The 23,018-nt window shown below is 56.0% G+C and carries 23 protein-coding genes; 1 reads left to right on the forward strand and 22 read right to left on the reverse strand.

Features of this window, described 5'->3' with window-relative positions; genetic code table 11:
• Positions 1-68: 68 nt before the first annotated feature.
• The 4 genes from recG to I5192_RS07180 all read right to left on the reverse strand — a co-directional run bounded on the left by recG (position 69) and on the right by I5192_RS07180 (position 5,628).
• Positions 69-2,159, reverse strand: a complete 2,091-nt coding sequence (recG, locus tag I5192_RS07165) for an ATP-dependent DNA helicase RecG (protein WP_223118069.1) — start codon at positions 2,157-2,159, stop codon at positions 69-71.
• Positions 2,156-4,408 carry an NAD-dependent DNA ligase LigA gene (ligA, locus tag I5192_RS07170; RefSeq protein ID WP_223118070.1) on the reverse strand — a complete coding sequence of 751 codons (2,253 nt, stop codon included), beginning with the start codon at positions 4,406-4,408 and terminating at the stop codon, positions 2,156-2,158. The genes recG and ligA overlap by 4 nt, the downstream gene beginning before the upstream one ends.
• A gap of 125 nt (positions 4,409-4,533) precedes the next feature.
• Positions 4,534-5,250 carry a response regulator transcription factor CtrA gene (gene ctrA, locus I5192_RS07175; protein WP_170393124.1) on the reverse strand — a complete coding sequence of 239 codons (717 nt, stop codon included), beginning with the start codon at positions 5,248-5,250 and terminating at the stop codon, positions 4,534-4,536.
• A gap of 84 nt (positions 5,251-5,334) precedes the next feature.
• Entirely contained in the window at positions 5,335-5,628 is a 294-nt protein-coding gene (locus I5192_RS07180; protein WP_170393125.1) for a DUF1153 domain-containing protein, read from the reverse strand.
• Positions 5,629-5,758: 130 nt separating this feature from the next.
• On the opposite strand from I5192_RS07180, the gene mnmA reads away from it, so the two are divergent.
• Positions 5,759-6,904 carry a tRNA 2-thiouridine(34) synthase MnmA gene (mnmA, locus tag I5192_RS07185; protein ID WP_170405650.1) on the forward strand — a complete coding sequence of 382 codons (1,146 nt, stop codon included), beginning with the start codon at positions 5,759-5,761 and terminating at the stop codon, positions 6,902-6,904.
• Here mnmA and I5192_RS07190 read toward each other — a convergent pair.
• The 18 genes from I5192_RS07190 to I5192_RS07270 all read right to left on the reverse strand — a co-directional run bounded on the left by I5192_RS07190 (position 6,901) and on the right by I5192_RS07270 (position 23,012).
• Positions 6,901-7,482: a hypothetical protein gene (locus I5192_RS07190; protein ID WP_170393127.1), complete on the reverse strand. Its 582-nt coding sequence runs from the start codon at positions 7,480-7,482 to the stop codon at positions 6,901-6,903. The genes mnmA and I5192_RS07190 overlap by 4 nt on opposite strands.
• On the reverse strand, positions 7,482-8,639 hold the full coding sequence (gene lpxB, locus I5192_RS07195; RefSeq protein WP_223118071.1) for a lipid-A-disaccharide synthase: 1,158 nt from the start codon (positions 8,637-8,639) through the stop codon (positions 7,482-7,484). The genes I5192_RS07190 and lpxB overlap by 1 nt, the downstream gene beginning before the upstream one ends.
• Positions 8,639-9,433, reverse strand: coding sequence for an LpxI family protein (locus I5192_RS07200; protein WP_223118072.1), 795 nt, complete (start codon positions 9,431-9,433; stop codon positions 8,639-8,641). The genes lpxB and I5192_RS07200 overlap by 1 nt, the downstream gene beginning before the upstream one ends.
• Positions 9,434-9,437: 4 nt before the next feature.
• Positions 9,438-10,223: an acyl-ACP--UDP-N-acetylglucosamine O-acyltransferase gene (lpxA, locus tag I5192_RS07205; protein WP_170405636.1), complete on the reverse strand. Its 786-nt coding sequence runs from the start codon at positions 10,221-10,223 to the stop codon at positions 9,438-9,440.
• Positions 10,220-10,693: a 3-hydroxyacyl-ACP dehydratase FabZ gene (fabZ, locus tag I5192_RS07210; RefSeq protein ID WP_170393131.1), complete on the reverse strand. Its 474-nt coding sequence runs from the start codon at positions 10,691-10,693 to the stop codon at positions 10,220-10,222. The genes lpxA and fabZ overlap by 4 nt, the downstream gene beginning before the upstream one ends.
• Before the next feature lie 72 nt (positions 10,694-10,765).
• Entirely contained in the window at positions 10,766-11,350 is a 585-nt protein-coding gene (locus I5192_RS07215; RefSeq protein ID WP_223118073.1) for an OmpH family outer membrane protein, read from the reverse strand.
• A gap of 6 nt (positions 11,351-11,356) precedes the next feature.
• Positions 11,357-13,717 carry an outer membrane protein assembly factor BamA gene (gene bamA, locus I5192_RS07220; protein ID WP_170800886.1) on the reverse strand — a complete coding sequence of 787 codons (2,361 nt, stop codon included), beginning with the start codon at positions 13,715-13,717 and terminating at the stop codon, positions 11,357-11,359.
• Positions 13,718-13,845: 128 nt separating this feature from the next.
• Positions 13,846-13,974 carry a hypothetical protein gene (locus I5192_RS22475; RefSeq protein WP_255612105.1) on the reverse strand — a complete coding sequence of 43 codons (129 nt, stop codon included), beginning with the start codon at positions 13,972-13,974 and terminating at the stop codon, positions 13,846-13,848.
• Positions 13,975-14,065: 91 nt separating this feature from the next.
• Positions 14,066-15,418: an RIP metalloprotease RseP gene (rseP, locus tag I5192_RS07225; protein WP_170595683.1), complete on the reverse strand. Its 1,353-nt coding sequence runs from the start codon at positions 15,416-15,418 to the stop codon at positions 14,066-14,068.
• Between the two features lie 5 nt (positions 15,419-15,423).
• Positions 15,424-16,596, reverse strand: coding sequence for a 1-deoxy-D-xylulose-5-phosphate reductoisomerase (dxr, locus tag I5192_RS07230; protein ID WP_223118074.1), 1,173 nt, complete (start codon positions 16,594-16,596; stop codon positions 15,424-15,426).
• Positions 16,596-17,378: a phosphatidate cytidylyltransferase gene (locus I5192_RS07235; RefSeq protein WP_170635686.1), complete on the reverse strand. Its 783-nt coding sequence runs from the start codon at positions 17,376-17,378 to the stop codon at positions 16,596-16,598. The genes dxr and I5192_RS07235 overlap by 1 nt, the downstream gene beginning before the upstream one ends.
• On the reverse strand, positions 17,375-18,106 hold the full coding sequence (locus I5192_RS07240; protein WP_170421502.1) for an isoprenyl transferase: 732 nt from the start codon (positions 18,104-18,106) through the stop codon (positions 17,375-17,377). The genes I5192_RS07235 and I5192_RS07240 overlap by 4 nt, the downstream gene beginning before the upstream one ends.
• Positions 18,107-18,115: 9 nt before the next feature.
• The gene (frr, locus tag I5192_RS07245; protein WP_170393138.1) at positions 18,116-18,679 is read right to left on the reverse strand and encodes a ribosome recycling factor; all 564 of its coding nucleotides are present in this window, start codon (positions 18,677-18,679) and stop codon (positions 18,116-18,118) included.
• A 184-nt stretch (positions 18,680-18,863) separates the two neighbouring features.
• Positions 18,864-19,859 carry an acryloyl-CoA reductase gene (acuI, locus tag I5192_RS07250; RefSeq protein ID WP_223118075.1) on the reverse strand — a complete coding sequence of 332 codons (996 nt, stop codon included), beginning with the start codon at positions 19,857-19,859 and terminating at the stop codon, positions 18,864-18,866.
• 50 nt (positions 19,860-19,909) lie between these two features.
• Positions 19,910-21,004: a dimethylsulfoniopropionate demethylase gene (locus I5192_RS07255; protein ID WP_223118076.1), complete on the reverse strand. Its 1,095-nt coding sequence runs from the start codon at positions 21,002-21,004 to the stop codon at positions 19,910-19,912.
• Position 21,005: 1 nt separating this feature from the next.
• On the reverse strand, positions 21,006-21,512 hold the full coding sequence (locus I5192_RS07260) for a DinB family protein (RefSeq protein ID WP_170393141.1): 507 nt from the start codon (positions 21,510-21,512) through the stop codon (positions 21,006-21,008).
• On the reverse strand, positions 21,512-22,216 hold the full coding sequence (locus tag I5192_RS07265) for a DUF1326 domain-containing protein (RefSeq protein WP_170393142.1): 705 nt from the start codon (positions 22,214-22,216) through the stop codon (positions 21,512-21,514). Before I5192_RS07265 ends, I5192_RS07260 begins: the two co-directional genes overlap by 1 nt.
• Positions 22,217-22,220: 4 nt before the next feature.
• Positions 22,221-23,012: a DUF2182 domain-containing protein gene (locus I5192_RS07270; RefSeq protein ID WP_170595689.1), complete on the reverse strand. Its 792-nt coding sequence runs from the start codon at positions 23,010-23,012 to the stop codon at positions 22,221-22,223.
• Between the last annotated feature and the right edge of the window lie 6 nt (positions 23,013-23,018).

Consider the following 23,018-nt stretch of genomic DNA (forward strand, 5'->3'; position numbering starts at 1 on the left):
TTCTCATATTTTAACGAGTCGGTAAAGAACTTTTTGAGAACATTTGTGAACTTAGTGGGATTTTCGGTCTAACCCACTGATATCAAACGGATCGCCTGATCCTGCTTCATAAGCCACAGAAGAACACGCGCAGCCTGCCCCCGATCCGAGGTCAATTTGGGGTCTGCGGACAGCAAAGCGCGCGCATCTGATTGCGCCACCGCCATCAGCCCAGCTTGCCTTTCAAGATCAGCTATCCGGAACTTTGGCAGGCCAGATTGTGCGGTTCCGATCAAGTCACCCGCACCGCGCATCTGCAGATCGGTCTCGGCAATGCGGAAGCCGTCTTCAGTTTCTCGGAGTACCTCCAGCCGTTTGCGACCACCCTCGCTAAGCGGTGGCTGATACATCAACAAACAGGTTGAGGCATCTTCACCACGTCCAACTCGGCCCCTAAGCTGATGCAACTGCGCCAGACCAAAAATCTCTGCCCGCTCAATCACCATGATCGTGGCGTTCGGCACGTTCACCCCAACCTCGATCACCGTAGTAGCGACAAGGACTTTGGTCTTACCACTCTGAAACGCCGCCATTGCCGCGTCTTTATCGGCGGGCGGCATTTGGCCGTGTACCAGACCCACCACATCGTCCCCCAAGATCGCGCGCAACCGTTTGAAACGCTCCTCAGCCGCAGTCAGGTCCGAGATCTCGGATTCATCGACTAATGGGCACACCCAATAGCATTGTTTGCCTGCATCAATCGCACCGCGCAGATGGGCCACAACTTCGTCCATGCGTTGCGTACTGACGACTGCGGTCTTGATCGGTTTACGACCCGGCGGCTTTTCATCCAGCACCGAGACGTCCATATCGCCGTACTGCGCAAGCGCCAAACTGCGCGGGATGGGCGTAGCGGTCATCACCAGCACATCGGCGCGTTGGCCCTTTTCGGACAGCTCCATGCGTTGGCGGACGCCAAAACGGTGCTGCTCATCAACGATGGCCAGCCTTAGGGCTTTGAATTCAACATCGTCCTGAAACACCGCGTGGGTACCGACCAATATCTGAATATCTCCCTGCTTCAGCGCAGCCAGCTTCGCTCGACGCTCAGCCCCCTTGTCGCGCCCGGTCAGGATTTCCAGTACAACTCCGGCTTCTTCTGCCAATGGACGCAGCCCTTCAAGATGCTGCCGGGCAAGGATTTCGGTAGGGGCCATCATCACCCCCTGCCCGCCAGCTTCGACGGCTATAAGCAGCGAAACAAATGCTACCAGAGTCTTTCCTGCCCCCACATCGCCCTGAAGCAACCGGTTCATCCGCGTCTCAGCGGCCATATCTGCCGAGATTTCCTCGATCGCGCGTGTCTGCGCTCCGGTTGGTCGATATGGAAGGCTTGCCAGCACCTTGGATTGCAAAGCACCGGTGCCGAGACTGATGATCCCCCGCGCTTTACGCTCACGCTGTCGTGCCAGGGCCAGCGTCAGTTGATGTGAGAGCAGCTCATCGTAAGCCAGACGTTCCCGCGCAGGCGCAAAAGGTGCTACGTCGTCCGCCCCTTGTGGGTGATGCGCCGCGTGAATAGCAGTTGTCCAATCTGGCCAATTCTGTTGTGCCACCTGAGCGGGGTCGGCCCATTCGGCCAATGCAGGTACTCGCGCCAACGCACTTTGAGCAGCTTTATAGGCAGTTTTTTGCGTCACACCCTGCGTCAGATGATAAACCGGTTCAAACTCGGGCAATTCGCCTGCGTTTTCAGGCGCGACCATATGATCGGGGTGTACCATCTGAGCCATGCCATCGAACAGCTCAAGCTTTCCCGATACCACCCGGCGCGCGCCCTCCGGCAACAGCTTCTTCAGATAGTCCCCTCGGGCATGAAAAAACACCAGCTGGAAATCCGCCTGACTGTCTTCAACATGAATGCGATATGCGCCCCCTTTGTTCCGCGGTGCTCGATGCGCGCCGATTGTCACCTCAACAGTCAGAGTCGTCGGAAGGTCGGCGCCCTGAATCGTATCGCGTCGCCGCCGGTCAATCACCGCATAGGGTAGCGAAAACAATACATCGCGCGGTGAATCGATCCCTAATTGGCCCAGAAGCTGCGCGGTCTTCGGCCCCACACCATCTAGTGTTTCAAGACCCGCAAACAGCGGAAAGAGCTGTTCAGGCCTGCCGCTCATAGATCGCCAATCAGTTGAAGCCAGCTATCTTCATCCAAGGTTTCGATGCCCAGATCAGCCGCTTTTTTCGCCTTGGACCCTGCGCCCGGGCCCGCCACGAGCAAATCAGTTTTCTGACTGACCGAGCCAGATACCTTGGCCCCCAGCGCTTCGGCGCGGGCCTTGGCCTCGGCGCGTGTCATCTTTTCAAGCGTTCCCGTAAACACGACGGTTTTTCCTGCGACCGGACTGTCTGACGCAGGAGCCTCTGGTGGAACAACCGTCAGATGTTTACGCAGATCATCAAATGCTTGGCGTTCCTCCGAATTGGCAAACGCATCAGATAGTGACAACCCGAGCGTGGCGCCGATTCCGTCGATACCAATCAGATCAGCCCAGGCGCTGGCGGCATCTGTCGAAACATCCATTCGCACGAAAGCCGCATCCCGAACTTCTTTAACTTTCGCGCGTCTCGCTTCTGCAGTAGCCGCGATTCTCTCGGCGTCTTCCGCTTCATCGGCTGCACGCTGCGCAAGCGCGGCAGGCCGGGCCGTATCAATGGAGGCCGCCATTACATCCCATTCCCGATAAAACAACGCCAAATCTCGTGCACCAACTTCGCCCACATGACGAATCCCCAGAGCGAACAACAGACGGGCAAACGGTATGGTTCGCTTGTCATCGATCGCTGCAAACAGGTTGCTTGCCGATGTCTCGCCCCAGCCGTCGCGGTTTTTCAACCGGGCCAGGTTTTCGGTGTCGCGATCTTTCAACGTAAATATATCAGCGGGTGTGTTTATTGGCAGAAGAGGATCGCCATAAAACATCTCGATTTGTTTTGCGCCAAGCCCTTCGATATCGAACGCCTTGCGCGATACGAAATGTTTGAGTTTTTCAACCGCCTGAGCGGGACATATCAGCCCCCCTGTGCAGCGGCGGACCGCATCCCCCTCTTCCCGGATCGCGTCGCTGTCACATTCCGGGCATGTCGTCGGGAAAGCGAAGGGCCGCGCATCATCGGGTCGTTTCGACAGATCAACATCCGAGATTTTCGGGATCACATCCCCGGCCCGACAGACCTGAACCCAATCTCCAACGCGAATATCCTTGCCCTCACGAATGACTCCGCCTTTGGCGTCCCGCCCTGCAATATAATCTTCATTGTGTAGGGTCGCGTTCGAAACAACTACCCCGCCAACGGTTACCGGATGCAGCCGCGCTACCGGGCTAAGCGCGCCCGTACGACCCACCTGAATGTCGATGGCTTCAAGCCGCGTCCAAGCCAGTTCGGCGGGAAACTTGTGCGCAATCGCCCAGCGGGGCGTGGTAGATCGGAAACCCAGCCGGGCCTGCAGACTCAGATCATCGACCTTGTATACGACCCCATCAATGTCATAGCCCAAGGTCGCGCGCTGAGCTTCAATCTGACGGTAATGTTCCAACATCTCATTAGTCGTTGAGCAACGCCTTGTCAGCGCATTTACCTGGAACCCCAAGGTTTTGAGGCGATCAATTGCGCCCATCTGAGTCTCAGCTAGCGGTGCAGACAGTTCACCCCAGGCGTAGGCAAAGAATTTCAGCGGGCGAGATCGTGTTATTTCGGAATCCAGTTGACGGAGCGAACCAGCCGCAGCGTTGCGCGGATTTGCAAAGGTCTTTCCACCTGTTTCGATCTGACGTGCGTTCAAAGCCTCGAAATCATGGTGAGACATGTAGACCTCGCCGCGAACCTCAAGAACGTCTGGTGCACCCTCAATTCGGTGTGGAATATCGGAAAGCGTACGCGCATTTGCGGTAACGTTTTCACCGGTCTCACCATCACCACGTGTTGCAGCCTGCATCAGTTCACCCTGCTCATACCGTAGGGATAATGACAGGCCGTCGATTTTGGGCTCAGCTGTATAGGCGAGCGGTGCCTCATCTCCCAGTCCCAGATATTTGCGGATCGAGCGGTCAAAATCGGCAACATCCGTGTCATCAAACGCATTGCCCAGTGACATCATACGCACGGCGTGGGTCACTTTTGCAAATCCATCTGAAACGCGTGCGCCCACTTGTTCAGTAGGGCTGTCGGAGCGTTTCAGTTCGGGGAATCGCGCCTCGATCTCGGCATTGCGACGCTTGAGAGCATCATAGTCGGCATCCGAAATTTCTGGAGCATCTTCAGTGTGATAAAGCTGGTTTGCCCGCAGCAATTCCTTGGCGAGCCGGGCCAATTCTTCCCGTGCTTCATCTTCTGTCAGATCTGCGATTGCTGTGGTATCGCTCATGGCCCCGCCCTGTCACGTCGTCTTGAAAACCAGTGATAGGACGAGGCCATGGTCAGGTCCAGTGTTGTGCTGACACGCGAGTGGATTTACCGCCCCGGACCATCGACGGTAGCAATCAGATCAGATTAGGCACCCACGGCCATGCGGGTTTCACCCATGTTGTTGGCTTGCGGATCACGCAGGACATATCCACGGCCCCAGACCGTCTCGATATAATTCTCACCACCGGTCGCATTGCTGAGTTTCTTGCGTAACTTGCAGATGAAGACGTCGATAATCTTGAGCTCGGGCTCATCCATGCCGCCGTAGAGATGGTTCAGGAACATTTCTTTGGTCAGTGTTGTTCCTTTCCGCAGGCTCAGAAGTTCCAGCATCTGATATTCCTTGCCTGTCAGGTGTACGGTTTTTCCGTTCACCTCTACGGTTTTGGCATCCAGATTTACGGCGACCTGCCCGGTGTGTATCACGGATTGAGAATGCCCCTTAGAGCGGCGGATAATCGCATGAATGCGCGCCACCAGCTCTTCGCGATGGAAAGGTTTGGTCAGATAATCGTCTGCTCCAAATCCAAATCCCTTGATCTTGCTTTCGGTGTCATCAGCGCCCGACAGGATCAGGATCGGTGTCTCTACCCGTGCTATGCGCAGTTGGCGCAACACTTCATGGCCGTTCATATCCGGCAAGTTCAAGTCCAACAGGATGAGGTCGTAATCATATAGCTTGGCCAGATCGATGCCTTCTTCGCCAAGGTCCGTCGCATACACGTTGAGATTGGCGTGTGTCAGCATCAGTTCGATGCTTTTGGACGTGGTTGGATCATCCTCGACAAGAAGTATGCGCATGTTCACTGCTCCAATTTAGGTCAAATTCTTCAACTGATTTGAGCCTGAATAAAAATGGTTAATCTGACGTTACCGTTGAATCATTTATTCACTTTCACCTTTAAGTTGTCGATATTTTTTTAAGGCCGTCACCTTCAACGCATCGATCCCGTGCTCAGCAACTGCTGAGACCCACGAGTTGAACTCTTCATCGCTGATGCCATAGCGCTTTTTGGCTTCGGACAACGAAATCAACCCATAAAGTACACCACGCACGACGATCACCTTGCGCGACGCCACCCAGCGCCGCGTATCCGCAGGAGGCAAATCGGCGCGTGTCAGCACGCTCCCGTCCGGTAGGGTGACCGACCTTGGACCTTCCACTTTGTGCAAATACATCTCTCATACCTTCTGCTGCTGCGACAAAGCTGCACCCAGCCTACTTAAAAGGGCGTGAAACCGCCCCTTGAGAGTGTCTAGAATTTTCTTATATTCTGCCGGTCTTTCTTAACCCGGACAGGAACCACCTATGGCCCTCGATACCGAGACCCCGCTGAACTCGCTTGGCTTTGCCAAACCACCCTCGGAAACGCGGGTTGTCGTGGCCATGTCCGGCGGTGTGGACAGCTCTGTTGTGGCGGCCCATCTCGCTGATCAAGGCTATGATGTCGTAGGTGTTACTCTGCAGCTTTACGATCACGGTGCGGCGTTGGCCAAGAAAGGCGCGTGCTGTGCGGGGATCGACATTCACGATGCGCGTCGCGTGGCGGAAGAACGCGGGTTCCCTCACTACGTCTTGGACTATGAAAATATCTTCAAGGACGCTGTAATCGACGAATTCGCCGACAGCTATCTTGCCGGCGCGACTCCGGTGCCCTGCATCCGTTGCAATGAACGGGTGAAGTTCAAGGACTTGCTTGAGACCGCCAAGGACCTTGAGGCCGACTGCATGGCCACAGGCCATTACATCCAGCGAAAGATGGGCCCCAATGGCGCCGAGCTTCATAGCGCTGAGGATGCAAATCGCGATCAGTCCTATTTCCTATTTTCGACCACACCGGAACAGTTGGATTTCCTGCGTTTCCCGCTTGGCCACCTGCCCTCCAAAGACGCCACGCGCGAGATGGCGGCACAATATGGGCTGGCCGTTGCGGACAAGCCGGATAGTCAGGACATCTGTTTTGTGCCCAACGGAAACTATGCCAGCGTGATCGAAAAACTGCGCCCCGGAGCCGCAGAACCCGGTGAGATCGTACACGCCGATGGCCGCGTTCTAGCGCAGCATAACGGGGTGATTCACTATACGATCGGTCAGCGTCGTGGGCTCGGTATCGGTGGTCTCAGCGAACCTTTGTATGTGGTCAAGCTGGATGTGGACAAGAAACAGGTTGTTGTCGGCCCCAAAGAGATGTTGGCCACAAGAACCGTTCCCGTGCGCGAGATCAATTGGCTGGGAGACGAACCGTTCACGTCAAAGAACGAATGGCATGTTTCGGTCAAAGTCCGCTCGACCCGCCCCCCGCGTGAGGCGATTATTCGCCCCCTTTCGGACACAACAGCCGAGGTTGAATTGCTGACGCCCGAGGAAGGTATCTCTCCGGGTCAGGCTTGTGTGTTCTACGAAACCGATAGCAGCCGTATCTTTGGCGGCGGCTGGATCTGGCGCGGTTACTAAATCGCGTCAGTCCACGAGTTGCTGAGGATATAGATCCCGGCACAAATCATCACGTAAGGCACCAGTTTCTCAAGCCGACGTGCGAAACCGCCGGTCATGATTGGGGATTGTGCACCCCAAAGCCCCAGCATGGTCAGCGTCAGCGCTGCGGCCACCGCGCCGGTGACACCCGCAATCCGATAGCTGGGGGCTGAGTCGGCCAATAGCGGCGCAAGCACAGCGAACGTGTCCATCGACAGACTTATGAACAGCAGCATGGTGACGAATGTCGAAGCACCCGTGGATATTTGAGGGGCCTCCTCGGTCTCCGATCCGCGGAACTGACGGATAACTCCGATCAGCCCGAGGCCAAGTGGTATCACGCCCAGATATCCAGCCCAATGTGGCACCACATCATCGACACCCAAGGCCAACAATAAGGCGGCAGCGATGATTAACATCTGCGCCAGCAGGAACCCCGCAACGGTCCGGCGCGGACCAGACACCATCATCAACGCTACAAGAGCTGCAAGGTTGTCGAGATTGGTCAAAACCTGCGCCATGAAGGCAGAAGCAGCAAAGATCACATGATCCAGCATCACGATTTCATTCTGTCCAAAACGGACCTTGCCGCACGCAAACCCGGTGCTTCGCCACCGCGACCAAGACGCTCCATCGTCGTCGCCATGGCTTGATGTTGGGCGTCGGGGGTGGCGGCCACCTGTTCCAACGCCGAAGCGATCTTGTCCGGTTGGCATTCATCCAGCAGACATTCGGGTACTGCGTGTGTCTCCGAGACCAGATTGACCAGTGTGACGGTGTCCAGCTTAACCATTCGTTTTGCGATCAGCGTGGTCAGCCAGTTGAGGTTATAGGCGATCACCATCGGTGTTGCCTGCGCGGCCAGTTCCAATGAGACCGTGCCGGATGCAGCCAATGCAAGATCAGCTGCGGCAAACGCTGCCCGTTTCTGCGCTTGCGCGTCGTCCGAGGGCAATTCCCGCGGATCGACAACTATCGGATTCCCCGGCCAGTTCCGAACCTGTTCGACGACCGCATCAACCATGTGCGTTACTGCAGGTACAACCACGCGCATATCGGGACGGTCTTTCAGAAATTCCTGCAAAGCAGCGCCAAAGATCGGAGCCAGCCGTTCGACCTCACCCCGTCGGGAGCCGGGCAAAGCCAGCACGATCGGCGCGTCGCCCAGATCGTGAGCCGCGCGGAATCGCTGGATATCCTGATCGGACGCAATGGGTTCGTTCACAACCGGATGGCCGACAAAGTCACACTCCATCCCTGCCCGCTCCATATAAGGCGGTTCAAAGGGTAACAGCGCAAGGACGTGATCGATTACTTTCGCCATCTTGTCTGCGCGCCCCGGTCTCCAGGCCCAGACGCTGGGGGCAACGTAGTGGACAGTGCGAATCTCGCTGGAGGCCTTTACCAGCTTAGCCACACGCAACGAGAAATCCGGGCTGTCGATAGTGATCAGTACATCAGGCTTCGTGTCTAGAACTGCCTGAGCAGTCTCAGCGATACGGCGTTTTAGGTGAAAGAACTTGGGCAGAACCTCGACCAACCCCATAATGCTGAGTTCGGACATGGGAAATCGGCTGGTCAGCCCCTGCGCCTGCATTAGCGGCCCGCCAACCCCATCAAACTGCACCTCTGGTAAAAGGGTACGCAGACCTTCCATCAACGCGGCCCCTAAACGGTCGCCCGAAGGTTCACCGGCGACCAGAAATACGCGCATCAGACCGTGCGCTCGCGGACATAAAGAAACAGACCAAGGCGATTGCATTCTTCAATCACGCGGTCGCGCTGCAAAACAATGACGCCACCCTTTTCGATGACAATGCCCGACAGGCCCGCCGCGACAGCCGCCGAAACGGTGTCGGGTCCGATGGCAGGCATATCTGCGCGGCGATCCTGATCTGGTTTTGGACCCTTGTACAGAATGCCACCGCCCGCGTCGGGGCGCTGAGTCAAGGATTGCAGCATCCATGCGGTGCCATAGATGCACTCGATCGCCAACGCTTGAGATTTCAGTACTACGCAAGCCTGACCGATATCCGCCGTCCCCATGTTGCGCAGGATTCCTGCCGCTCGATCTGCGTCGGCGTGATCAGTTTCAGAAGGCTGGGCTTCGGTCGATGAGCCAAGAGGCGGCAGCAAATCCGGCGCGATCTCATGCGCCGCACGGACCGTCAAACCGGCATCCTCAAATATTCCAATGACCGCGCGCAATGCGCCGTCGTCACCGGCCATGATGGCCTTTTGCAGGATCGGCACCAGCGGCATCGTCGCCGCATCAATGCGAGCTGGATTGACAGTCGGACGACGCACGGCCCCTGCCATGCAAATCTCGGTCACGCCGCGGGCTTTGAGATCGGCGATGAAGCTACCCAGTTGCTCTAATGGAAAAACCAAGTCGGTGGTCAGTGTATCGGGCTCAAACCCTTCCAGAGCGCAGATTAGCGGGCGGTTTGGCAGACAAGTGACCACCTCGTCTGGTAAAGCGCCAGTTCCTGCGATCAATGCCAGCATTGGCCTACTTCCTCGGGGTCAGGAACGAACGGTCTGTTTGCCCCGTCACAAATTCGACGATCTGGCGCACATATTCGTTGTCTGCATCCTCGCCCAGCCGGGTGGCGCGATCCATGAAGGTGCCGTCTCCTTCTGACAGTTCCTTGAAGGCCGCGCGCAATGCCGAGATATCCTCACGCGTTACACCACGCCGTTTCAAACCGACCAGATTCAAGCCATCCAGCTCGCCCCGAGGCGCCTGAACAAGCCCATATGGGATCACATCATTCGGGACCATCGTAAGCGCGCCAATGATGGCACCGCGACCTACGCGCACGAACTGATGTAGGCCCGAAATTCCGCCAACGATGACGTCATCCTCGATAATACAGTGACCAGCCGCGCCAGCGTGATTCACCAGAATGACCCGGTTGCCGATTTGTACATCATGCGCCACGTGGACACCGGCCATCAGTAAGCAGTCATCGCCAATCCGGGTGATACCACCGCCGCCATCCGTGCCGGTGTTGATAGTGACGTGTTCGCGGATACGGTTGCGCTCACCGATTTCAAGGCGCGTGTTCTCGCCACCGAATTTCTTGTCTTGCGGAATTTCCCCGACAACAGCAAAGCTGAAAATCACTGTGTCATCACCAATTGACGTATCGCCGGTGACTACGACATGGGATTTCAGTTCGACCCGATCGCCCAGACGGACCTGCGGACCGATATGGCAGAATGGACCAATCGTACAACCCTGCCCGATCTGCGCACCGTCTTCGATAATGGCGCTGGGATGAATACCGCTCATGTTGTTTTTTCCATGTCCCAGTCGACATAGGCCGAAAATTCAGCTTCGGCAGCAACCTCGCCCTCGACTGTCGCGCGGCCGCTGAACTTGAAGATCTTGCCACCTTTCTTACCGCGTACAGTTTCGACATGCATTTCGAGAACATCGCCAGGTACGACCTTGCGGCGGAATTTGCATTTGTCGATATTCATGAAATAGATCAGCAACTCGCTGTCGATTACATCCATGCCGACACCCAGCATAACCCCTGCAGTCTGCGCCATCGCCTCGACAATGGTCACGCCAGGCATGATCGGAGTTCCGGGGAAATGGCCCTGAAAGTGCGGCTCGTTCATGGTGACATTCTTGATGCCCACCGCTGATTGATAGCCATCGATATCCACAACCTTGTCGACCAACAAAAACGGATAGCGATGCGGCAATATACGCTGAATCAGCTGAATGTCGGCGCTCTTGGTTTCCGTGGTCATGGTGCGGATGTCCTGTTCTGGATGTCTCTTTCAAGCGTGGTTAGCAATACCCGTACCCAAGGGCAAGCCAGCCTATTCGTTGTTATTGTTTTCAAGTGTAGCGCCGTCGCCGATAGCGGCATCGATCCTGGCGATCGCAGCGTTGGTAATATCTGAGGCGTCCGTGCTTAGAACCACATTGGACCGCTCGATCACAATCGAGGCGCCAAATTCGCGCAGCAATTCGATCAGCACCGGTTGCGCCATTTCAAAAAACTGACCACGCGCCTCTTCGCCGCGCCGCGCTAATGCGTCCAGTTTGGCGCGCTGGCCGTCACGGTGTGATTGAACTTTCTCGTCAAAAGCTTCGGCAAGCGGGCGAAACTCGTCCGCCGAAAGATCTGACCTCTTTTCGGTCAGATATTTTTCTTCCTTGCTCAACTGCGCCACAATCCGTTCGTTTTCTTCAGCCAAAAGGGTGCTTTCGGCTTCAATCTCGCGAAAGACGCGCTGCCCAAAGGCGGAATCTGCAAACAAACGCTCACTGGAGATTGTCAGAACGTCTGTTTGTGGCACGCCCAATTGCTGCGCACCCAGCGGCATTGCTACAGCTACAAGTACCAAAACGCACAGGGCCCTTAGCGGGCCCTGCAGGATGTTCTTAACTTCGGTGATCATTCGCGATCAGAACCTGGCTTGAACGGTCAGGTCAAAGCTTTGCTCTTTATCGAAGTCCTCTTTCTTGAGGGCCTGCGAGAAGTTGAAGCGAAGCGGACCAAACGGTGTTTCCCACAGTACGGATACCCCTACAACATGCCGGATCGAACCGCTTTCACCAACAATATCAGCGCCAGCGGTGTTGACGTTGTTGAGATTGTAGAGGTTGCCAACATCGTAGAAGACGCCGCCACGCAGCCCCAGTTCTTCGGGCAGCCCCAGCGGGAAGTCCGATTCGAAACGAGCAACCCAGTAGTAGTTGCCGCCGATGGCATCGTCCTGCCCGTTCGAAAGGTCACGCGGCCCGATACCAGCAGGCTCAAACCCGCGGAATGTGCTAGGACCTAGAACAAACCGGTCGAGCGTGCGGCTGAAATCGTCCCCGGTCCAGTTCAGTGCACCCAATTCAAGCGTCGCGCGCAATACGACTTCTTCGTTGAGGACGCGTTTCTGGGCTATCGCCCGTGCCGTGGTTTTGAAGAATTCATTGTCCCCGCCAAGACCAGCAGCATCCACGCCGACTTCGAACAGGACGCCCGCTGTGGGGTTCAGGCCACCAATACGGCTATCGTATACGTAGGACACCCCCAGAGAACTGCTGGTTCGTTTCCCCTGATCGATCTCTGATGAGATGACAGCGCCGTTCCGCTCATTGCTCTGCTGGGTCATTTCGCTGCGATCCCAACCATAGCGAAGACGCAGTGCCGACAATTCACCGATCGCGTAGCTCAGCTGTGGGCGGAAGAACACTGTTTTTGTGTCGTAGCTGGCAAAGCTCGAGTTGGTGCTGGCCAGACCAAGCCCAAGATCAAAGCGTAGCTTACGGCCCAGCAGATAAGGCTCGGTAAAGTTGATAACGTACTGCTCAGAATCCTGAGCTGTCGACAACGTGATACCCAGGTTTTGCCCGCGGCCGAGGAAGTTCGATTCATTCAATCCGATTGCGATCCCGAAACCGTCCGAGACCGAGTAGCTACCACCCAGGCTCAACGAACCGGTTGGTTGTTCTTCGACATCCACGTCCACGATGACCTGGCTTGGCGACGATCCCTCGCGGGTTTCCACATCAGCGACCGAGAAGAAACCCAAGGCGCGAATACGTTCGGCGCTCTGGCGGATTTCGCGGGGATTGAAGGGGTCGCCTTCAACGGTATCGAATTGGCGGCGGATCACACGGTCTAGCGTGGTTGTGTTCCCCTCGATATCGATGCGTTCCACAAAGATACGCGGGCCACGGGTCAGCACGAACTGGACATCCAACGTCAGATCGCGGGGATTACGCGTTACCCGGGGCTCGACCCGCAGGAAATCAACGCCGTTTTTCAGCCCCAGACGCTCCATCCGCGCGATCGAGTTCTCAAGCACCGTCGGAGAGTAAATTACACCTGGTTTGACTTTCAGAGCCGCCTGATAAGGCGCCGGGTCCACACCCGGGATCTCACTGACGGTCGTAATCTGACCGAACGAGAACCGCTGTCCTTCTGTGACGTTCATAACCAGAAAGAATGCATCCCGTTCACGGGTGAATTCGACATTGGCACTATTGACGCGAAAATCGATATAACCGCGTGACAGGTAGAAATCACGGATCACCTGTTTGTCAAATTCGATTCTGTCGGCAATGAAGGTGTCGCCGCGAAGGAAGGTCCGCAGAATGTTCGCCTGCTTTGTTTCAAGCACGCGGCGCAGGCGACGGTCCGAAAACGCGCGGTTTCCTACAAAACTGACGCGCTCGACCTCGATTGTCGTTCCTTCGGCGACTTCGAACACCAGATCGACACGGTTATCGCTGCGACGTATGATACGCGGGATAACCGTCGCGGATACGCGGCCCTGCGCCGAATATACTTCGGCAATCAGGTCAGCGTCCGCTTCGGCCTGTTGAGGCGTGAATACGCGGCGGGTTTGGGACGATATCGCTTCGAGCAGGAGATCATCTTTTACGCGGCGATTGCCCTCGATGCTGATCTGGTTGATGGTCGGGTATTCCTCGACCGCAATGACCAACGTACTGCCACGCGGTGTAAGTTCGACTGTTTCAAAAACACCACTGTCAAGCAAACGCTGGAAGGCATCATTCAATTGTCCTGCCGTAACAGTCTGCCCCGGTTCGATTCCGGTGCGGGCGATAATCGTCGAAGTCTCGATCCGTCGATTGCCCTCAACTTCGAAGCTGTTGATGGTGTAAGATTGCGCCTGTGCGGGCTGCGTCAGAACCAGTAAACCCGGTGTAGCAAAAAGGAAAAAGAACGTTAGTGCCTGCCACAAAATGTTGTTTTTCCGCCCCCGCGAGCCGCAGTATGTGCCCGTGCGCCTGCTGTCAGTCATTTTTATCACTACCCAGAATTTTCAGCCTTTAGCTGCTGAGTAGCCCGATTGTGAGGCCATGTCAAAAGACGAAAAAGCAAAAACGGCCCATCAGGCCGTTGCACGTAAGTCAGACATGTTCAGGAGAATCACAAACCGAGCAGATAACCACCCACAGCTAGGGCCAGTGCAGTCACGGCAAAGCTAAGCAGCATATCCCAGTTCAACTGGAACAGGACGCTGACACTCTGATAGGATTTTTGAAACGCCTTGGTCATTGAACTCAAGCCTACACTTATCGATGCACTCCAATAAGATAGGCTTGAATTGCGGCAATTTTGCGTCGGAACGGTGCCAAGATCGCCTTAATCAGCAGAACAGATCATTACTGACCGAGAAAAGCATCAATGACAGGATTAGCGTGACACCGACCCCCATCAGTACCCTCAGCGCTTTATCACTGGGTGGTCTGCCAGACACAGCTTCATAAGCGTAGAATAGCAAATGTCCCCCATCCAAGGCTGGGATCGGGAACAGGTTCAGCAACCCGACCGCCGTTGACAATACGGCGATGAAGAAGATGAAGTTCTGTGCTCCCTGGCTGGCCATAGCACCCGAGGTTTCGGCAATACCGATCGGCCCGGAAATGTTGCAGGTGCTGATCGCTCCGGTGATCATGTGCCACATTCCCGACAGTGAGCCTTCGATGATGCGCCCGGTTTGGACCACGCCACCTTCGATCGAATCCCAAATGCCCGCTGGAACGGTTTCGGGATCGATCATCATGCCGCCGACGATACCGATGCGCCAATGGGTGATGAAACCACCATCGGACGTCGGCTCGTCGGTGCGTCGGGGCGCAAGTGCAAATTCTAAATCCGCCCCGTCGCGCCATACATCCAGCAGCAATACGCGCCCGTTCGATCCTTCGACATGTTCTTTAAGCTGCTCGAACGCAAAGATCGGATCACCGTCTACCGCCGTGATTACGTCGCCTTGCTGCAACTGTATGTCCATCGCTGCACTGCGCGGCGTAACCTGTTGGATTAGCGGTGGAAAGAGCCAAGGTGCCACGACATCAGTGGTCTCTCCATCTCGGATAACCGTATAGTCCAGCTCTGGTTCTACAGGCAGCGAATTGATGAAATCGGACCAGTTGCTTGCGTCATCGAAATCCGGTGTTGGAATGCCTGCGATGGCGATAATCTCATCGCCCTCCTGCAGACCCTGAATTGTACCAGGCAACGGCTGCAGTGCACCAACTGTCAAAGGTTCACGGGAAACACCCTGCGACCAGAAAATCAGGCCAAACACCAATATCGACATCACGAAATTAAAGACTGGCCCTGCCGCAACAGTAGCCGCACGCGCCCAAAGCGGGGCGCCGTGCATGGTGCGGCGCAGCTCTTCCGGGCTTTGTGCAGAGATCTCACTCATCGCGTCTACGTCTTTGCCGGACGCGGCATTGGCATCCCCCAGGAATTTGACATAACCGCCAAATGGCAGCAGCGCGACCTGCCAGCGAGTGCCGCGCTTGTCTACGCGGCTCCATAGAACCGGGCCGAAACCGATCGAGAACACTTCGGCATGAATGCCAGACCACCGACCAACGATGTAGTGGCCGTATTCGTGCACCGCGACAATCACTGAAAGCGCAATAACGAAGGCTATTATCGTGTAGAGCAGATTGCCAAATTGCGGGATCAAAGAGAGTATGTCCAAAAGTTCTATCCTGCTCGTTCCAATACGGTTTCATCGACCCACTGACGTGCGAGATGGTCCGTTTGCTGTACATTATCAAGGGTCAATGGTGCATCAATCAGGCTGTCTGAAGCCTCAAAACGCTCCAACACGGCCGACACCGTGTCTGCCATATCCAAAAAACGTATCCGGTTTTCTATAAAGTGGTCCAATGCGCGCTCTTTGGCGGCGTTGAAGATCGCACCGGACAAGCCGCCGCGCTGCATCACTTCGCGGGCAAGACGCAAAGCCGGGTAACGCGCTTCATCCGGTGCATGAAATCGCAACTGAACCAGTTGCGCGAGATCCAGACGCGCAACTGGTAAATCGCGCCGTTCGGGCCAATGCAGCGCGTACCCGATGGCATGGCGCATATCCGGAGCCCCCAGATGCGCCATCAAGGCGCCGTCCCGAAATCCGACCAGTGCGTGAACGATGGATTCGGGGTGCACGAGGACTTCGATATTCGATGGGTTAACGCCAAAATATTCTTTGGTTTCTATAACTTCCAATGCCTTGTTGAACATAGATGCGCTGTCGATCGTAATCCGCTGTCCCATGTTCCAGTTCGGATGACTCGATGCCTGTTCAACAGTTGCTTTGGCCAGATCGCCAAGCGGCCAATCCCGGAACGCTCCACCGCTTGCGGTGATAATGATCCGTTCGACGCTTGTCATATCCTCGCCCACAAGCGCCTGAAAAACTGCCGAATGTTCGCTATCCACGGGTAATAGCGTGGCGCCATGCGCCCGAGCTGTTTCCAGAACCAGCGGCCCGGCACAAACCAGCGTTTCCTTGTTGGCAAGCGCGAGTGTCGCCCCTTGTTTCAACGCTTCGATCCCCGGAGCCAGTCCTGCGGAACCGACAATTGCAGACATCACCCAATCCGCCGGTCGCGCCCCGGCCTCGATCAGAGCGGCCTGCCCCGCAGCCGCTCGCACTCCGCTGCCGGCCAATGCGTCACGCAGATCATCGAGTTTGTCATCAAACGCAGTCACCGCCACGTCTGCATCCAGGCGCACTGCATCGCGTGCAAGCTGCGCGACGTTGCGTCCACCGGTCAACGCGACGACGTCATAGGCATTCGGATTTCTTGCGATCAGATCAATCGTATTCTGGCCAATGGAACCAGTCGCACCAAATATGGATACCCTTCGCATCACATACCTCCGGGCGCGTAAAACAGCCCTGCGAGCAACACAAAGACTGACGCGCCCATCATCCCATCAAACCGATCCAGAAACCCGCCATGACCGGGTATAAGGTTTGAGCTGTCCTTAACGCCGAAGCCACGTTTTGTCGCGCTTTCAACAATATCACCGATCTGGCTGGCCATAGAGGCAAGAACGGAGACAACGATAAAAGCAATGCCGAAACCGGCATAGTGCGCAAAAACTGTTCCGACCAGCGCGGCAGCAACCCAGCCTCCAACCGTACCGGACCATGTCTTCTTGGGGCTAACTCTGGGCCAGAACTTAGGTCCGCCAAGCGTTTTGCCCACAAAATACCCGGCGACATCCGTGGCCACGACCACAAGGATCAGCCAAACCATCCATCCAAATCCCAGGTTCTCTCGGATCGATATGAATCCCAGCCCCGACATCGCTATCCAAAGGGCAAACAGGACGTATATCCCGCGCGCACGGTTGATCTGTCCTGCTCCTACCAAAGCCGGGGCCACCAAACATGGAAGCTTGTATAGCGGTGGTAGATGATAGCTTAGGACCACGGCGAACCCGGTCAGTATCGCCAGCTGAATCGCGACACCCCGACGTTCTGGGTCGATCATCCGGATCAGTTCCCATATCATCAGACCGCAGACGGTGCCGATAAATATCTCAAACCACAGGCCGCCTAGCCAAACTTCGACTGCCGCAATAGTCACAAGAACCGAAGCCGACAAAACCCGGGCAGTCAGATCAGACCATCGGCCATCACTCATGCCGGGACCGCTCCAAACCGCCGTTCACGCGATCCATAGTTGCGGCACAGCCGTTCCAGTTCTGCAGCGGTGAAATCAGGCCACAGAGTATCGATGAATTCGTACTCGGAATAGGCAGACTGCCACAGCAGGAAATTAGAAATCCGCGCTTCACCACTGGTACGGATCACCAAATCGGGGTCTGGCAGAACGCGCGTGTCCAGATATTTGGGCAGAGTTTCCTCGTCCACGTCCTCGGGGCGCAGAATGCCATCGGCAACGTCACGTGCCAAACGTCTGGTCGCGCGCGCCACCTCGTCACGACCGCCATAGTTCAAGGCAACGGTTAGATGAACCAGGTCATTGTTCTGTGTTTCGCGTTCAAGCGTATCCATCAGCTCGGTCAACTTGGCATCCAGCCGAACTCTATCCCCAATGAAACGGACCCGAATGCCGTTATCTTTCAAGGTCTTGGTCTCTTTGACGATGTAACGGCGAAACAAGCTCATCAGGCCTGCAACTTCGACCTGAGTGCGTTTCCAGTTTTCAGTCGAAAACGCAAATACTGTCAGATACTTGATCCCTAAACCTGGGCAGGCCTCGACCACCTCACGGACGCGGCGCGCACCTGCATGATGGCCAAACAATCGAGGCCGCCCGCGCGACTGTGCCCAGCGACCGTTGCCGTCCATGATGATAGCAACGTGGCGCGGCCCTGCAATCGGAGAGGTATCGGGATCCTTTGGCATATCCGAGGCTCAGACCTGCATGATCTCGGCTTGTTTGGTCTCGAGCGCATCATCGACGGATTTGATCATGGTATCCGTCAGCTCCTGAACCTCGGTTTCCCAGAATTTCTGATCGTCCTCGGACATGCCGTCTGCCTTGGCCTTTTTGATCTGGTCCATGCCATCACGGCGCACATTCCTGATCGAAACCCGTGCGCTTTCTGCATATTGACCCGCGACCTTGCCGAGCTCGCGACGGCGTTCTTCGTTCAGTTCGGGAATCGGCAGCATGATGATGGTACCATTCAGTTGCGGGTTAATACCCAAACCGCTTTCCCGAATGGCCTTTTCAACTTTGCCGACGAGGCCCTTGTCCCAAACATTCACGGTTACCATGCGCGGTTCAGGGACGTTCACGGTACCAACCTGATTGATCGGAGTCATCGCGCCGTAAGCATCGACCATGACGGGCTCAAGCATTGAAGCCGATGCACGACCGGTCCGCAGCGAAGCGAATTCGGTTCTGAGGTTGGCCATGGCACCGTCCATGCGGCGTTTCAGATCATCGGTATCGAGTTCGAAATCATCAGACATGCTGCTCACTCCCCGTCTTCAGGTGATGTTCGGATGGGTCTTAAGCCATCACAAATGGGATGTATAGCAATCATGGTCACGAAATGTGGCAATGGCCAGAACTGTTTCCGGCATTTCGGCCTCATTCCCGACAATTGGGTCGGTCGGATGCATGCTCCGGCCGATCCGTTGTCTGTTTTGTCTATCAAGCGTTCACGTTTACCACGACGCGCCCTTTTACCTGACCTTGCAGGATGTCCGCTCCCAACTGGGGCAGATCAGAAAGGGTTGCTGCATGGACCATCGCCTCAAGCTTATCCATGGGCAGATCGGTTGCGATACGCTTCCAGGCACGGACCCGGTTGTCGTATGGCTGCATCACGCTGTCGATGCCCAACAGATTAACACCGCGCAGCAGGAATGGGATCACGGTCGCGGGCAGCGCCGCACCACCGGCAAGGCCAACCGCAGCGATCGAGGCCCCATACTTCATCTGCCCCAGCACGCGGGCAAGCATCGCTCCGCCCACCGCATCAACACATCCGGACCAAGTTTCACTTTCCAGCGGACGCTTGGTGGTCTCGTTCAACTCGTCACGCGGGACAATTGTGGTTGCACCCAGTGATTTCAGGTATTCTTCGGTTTCAGGACGCCCGGTCACAGCTGCAACCTCATAGCCCAGATGGGCCAAAATGGCCGTCGCGACCGAGCCGACACCTCCTGCGGCACCTGTGACCAACACCGGGCCATGACCCGGCTGCAAACCTTGATCCTCCAGCGCCATGACGGCCAGCATAGCGGTGAACCCGGCAGTGCCAACTGCCATCGCCTGCCGTGTATCCAACCCATCCGGCAACGTCACCAGCCAATCTGCCCGCGCGTTTGCTTTTTGTGAATAGCCGCCCCAATGCGCTTCACCTACGCGCCAGCCCGTCAGCACGACCTTGTCGCCAGGTTTGTAGCGTGCATCCGAGGACTGCTCGACCGTGCCCGCATAATCGATGCCCGGAATATGAGGATAGCTACGCACCAGACCACCGCCTTTGGGCGACATGCACAGACCGTCCTTGTAGTTCACCGTTGAATATTCAACGGCGATCGTCACTTCTCCATCCGGCAGCGCATCCAGAGAAATCTGCTTCACCGAAGCGCTTGCGAGGCCACTTTCTTCATCTTTTTCAACGACAAGTGCATTAAACATGAACTTACTCCTTCTATTGCCTCAATCGGCTGTGTTCCTGAAACAAGGGCTTAGCGCCAGAATTTTTCCTGCACCTCGGCCCATCGCATTCCATGTTCGGTCATCAATTCAATCCGCGTACCTGGCGCCCAATGGGACCGGTCGACCATTCCAATGGCTACATTCACTCCAAACTCGGGTGAATACGCAGCCGAAGCCACCTGCCCGACCTGCCGGCCCCCGGCCATCAGCGGCCAAGATTCGGTGCACGGTCCGATCTCACCTTCAATGACAAGCGAACGGATCTGTCGGGGTGGACCGTTTTTTGCCTGATCCGCCAAAGCGGCTTTGCCGATGTAATCCAGCGGAGAATTGCAGAACCGTGCTAGCCCGCATTCATAGGGCGTATTCTCGCGCCGCATGTCCGACCCGAAACTCAACAGACCGCTTTCAACACGCTCAATCCCGTTTGGGCAACCTGCCCGCACGTTCAGGTCTCGGCCATTAGAAAACAGCGTGTCCCATAGTGGCATGCCATAATCCGTCCCTTCGACGTATATCTCGAACCCGCCTTGTTTTGACCAGCCAGACCGGGCGACGACGAAAGATGTATCTTCAAACGCTAACCGTTTATATCGAAAGAACTTTATATCCCTAACTTCATCACCAAAGACGCGCGTCATCAGCTCGTCCGCCTTGGGGCCCTGTACCGCCAAGGGCGACACATCCGGCTCAGAAATATCGACATCCAGCCCCAGCGCAATCACGATTCCCAGAGCAAATTGCCAAAGGTCACCATCGGCAACCGACAACCAATAGTGATCATCCGCCAGCTTGATCGCAACAGGATCATTCAGCATGCCGCCATTGTGATCTACTATCGGCACATAATAGCACTGGTTCGCCTGCATTTTGTCCATATCGCGCGGGCTGAGCATCTTCATCAGCCGCAACGCATCCGGGCCTTTGATCTGTACCTGCCGCTCACACGAGACATCCCAGACCTGAACATGCTGTTTCAGATGCGCCGCATCAGCTTCGACGCTTTCAAAAACCGTCGCAAGCAGCATGTGATTATAAACTGTATACCCTTTGACGCCTTCGGCCTCGACGCCCGGAGTGAATGGGGTTTTGCGCACGCGCCGGTTCGGTGAGATGACTGCCATGTCAGAAATCCTCTGGCAGAAAGACAAGATCGCTGACAGGTGCCTGCGAACCAGCCTCGGTTAGCATTTGGTGCAATTGTCCGCGATGATGTGTCTGATGATTGAACATATGAATGACGCATTGCCCGTAAGGCTTTGTTACGTCGTTCTCTTTTGCAGCCGAGTACCACGTGAACGAACCGCTCAGGACATCATCCCCCAACGTATTGGCCCATCTGGCAATACGGGCGTCAATCGTATCGCGCAGCGGCAGCCAGTCGGCCATGCCAGTGCAGATCGAGACACTCTCAGGAATGCCACCACCTGGCCCCGGTCCCTTGTCAAACCGGGAAATCCAGATCCAATCCCCCCAAAGCAGATGATTGGCAGTTCCCATGATCGACCCGAAAAAAGCGCCGCGATCCCGTGCCAATTCTTCGTCTGAAAGAGCTTTGAGAAAGCTCTTTAACTGGTTGTTTTGCCAGTGGTTATATCGCGCCATTTCACGGGCATAGGCACCGGTTATCATTACTTAGGCCCGTGCCAGTCAATCGGGCAGATCTCGGCTGACTTGCCGCCGAAGTCCCATACGCGACCATAGTCGCGCACCTTGGATTTCGTGCCTTTTGCTACAATGATGTCCGGCCCCATCCAGTATTTCGAATTTGAAACCATCACCGGGTGCTCTGGGTCTTTGCCCGCAAGCATTTCGATCTCACCCTGAATCTTGCGCCCTATCATGATCCGGCGTTTGGTGCCGTCCCTTTCGATCTGAACCGGTGCACGTTCAGCCCCTATGATCTCGCTGACCAACATAGTGAACAGCCCGGTTGTGCCACCTGCCTGACCGCTGAATATCTGCAACAGTCCATTGTAAGCCTTGCCGCTAGCACGTTCATCCACATAAGCCGCGACCTTCCACTGGCCTTCGCCCATGCGTCCGGGGATATCGACCAACAGGCCTACATTCAGTCCGGACAAATCTTCGCCTTCGTAATGGCCTTCGTCGATCGCGATACCCATCCACGCATGGCAATGCCCTTCGGTCGGAGGGTGTGCACCCAGCGAAACCACGCATGGGCAGAATACGTCACACGAACAGTTCAGGATCAGTTCACCCTTAACCGCCCAATCGGTCGGGCTCATCTCACGCCGCTTGGGATTTGGCATCCGGCTGTCAATTCTTTGACTGACCGGCAGCTTGTCTGCATCCGGTTTTCTGTTTTTAGCCATCGGCTTATCCTCCGTAAACAATGTGATGAGCGAGCAGTGCAAAACCACCCGCAATCAAGACGAATCCCATAGGACGGGTCACGGCGTGCCCGATCTGGGGAAGTTTTTCCAATACCATGAACAGGGTCGCCAGCCCCATCCAGAGCAGGCTCATGACGCCGCCGACAAAGCCCAACGCCATGAAGCCCCAGCAGCAACCGACACAGAACGCACCCAGTCCGACGCCCATGCGTACACCGCCGCCGAATCCGGTTTTCCAGTGGCCCAGAAAATACGTCATCGGTGCATGGCAAACACCGTGGCAGACTTCTTTCGCCCGAGAAAACTGAAAGGCACCCACGGTGATCAACAGGCCGGCGGCCAGATATGGCGATTTAGCGATTCCCAACATATCAACCGCTCCGCCAAACAGCAGCGCCAATTGCAGGCCAGTGATCAGCGCAGCAAAGCCCACCCAAACTATGAAATATCCGGATAGAACGCCCAGCCACCCTGCCCGCGTACCGTTCGCGCTGCGGATCAGATCATCATAACTGCGCAACGTGGGGACTAATGTCGGCAGCATCATGGCCGCCATCATGATCGCCCACATCCAGAAAAGTGGGCCGAACTCGGCCATGGGCATATACATGTCCATACGCGGATCCATGGCCGCCATCGCCTGACCCATCGGTCCAGGTCGACCGATCCAGTCCACGTCCATATCGCGGCTCATCGAGACCATCATCCACCACGACCAAAGGATCGTGATGTAGAAGCCCAACCAAAGCGCGCTGCGGAAAATTGAGCGACTCACTTGCTC

The organism is Ruegeria sp. SCSIO 43209, from assembly GCF_019904295.1.
GTDB lineage: Bacteria > Pseudomonadota > Alphaproteobacteria > Rhodobacterales > Rhodobacteraceae > Ruegeria.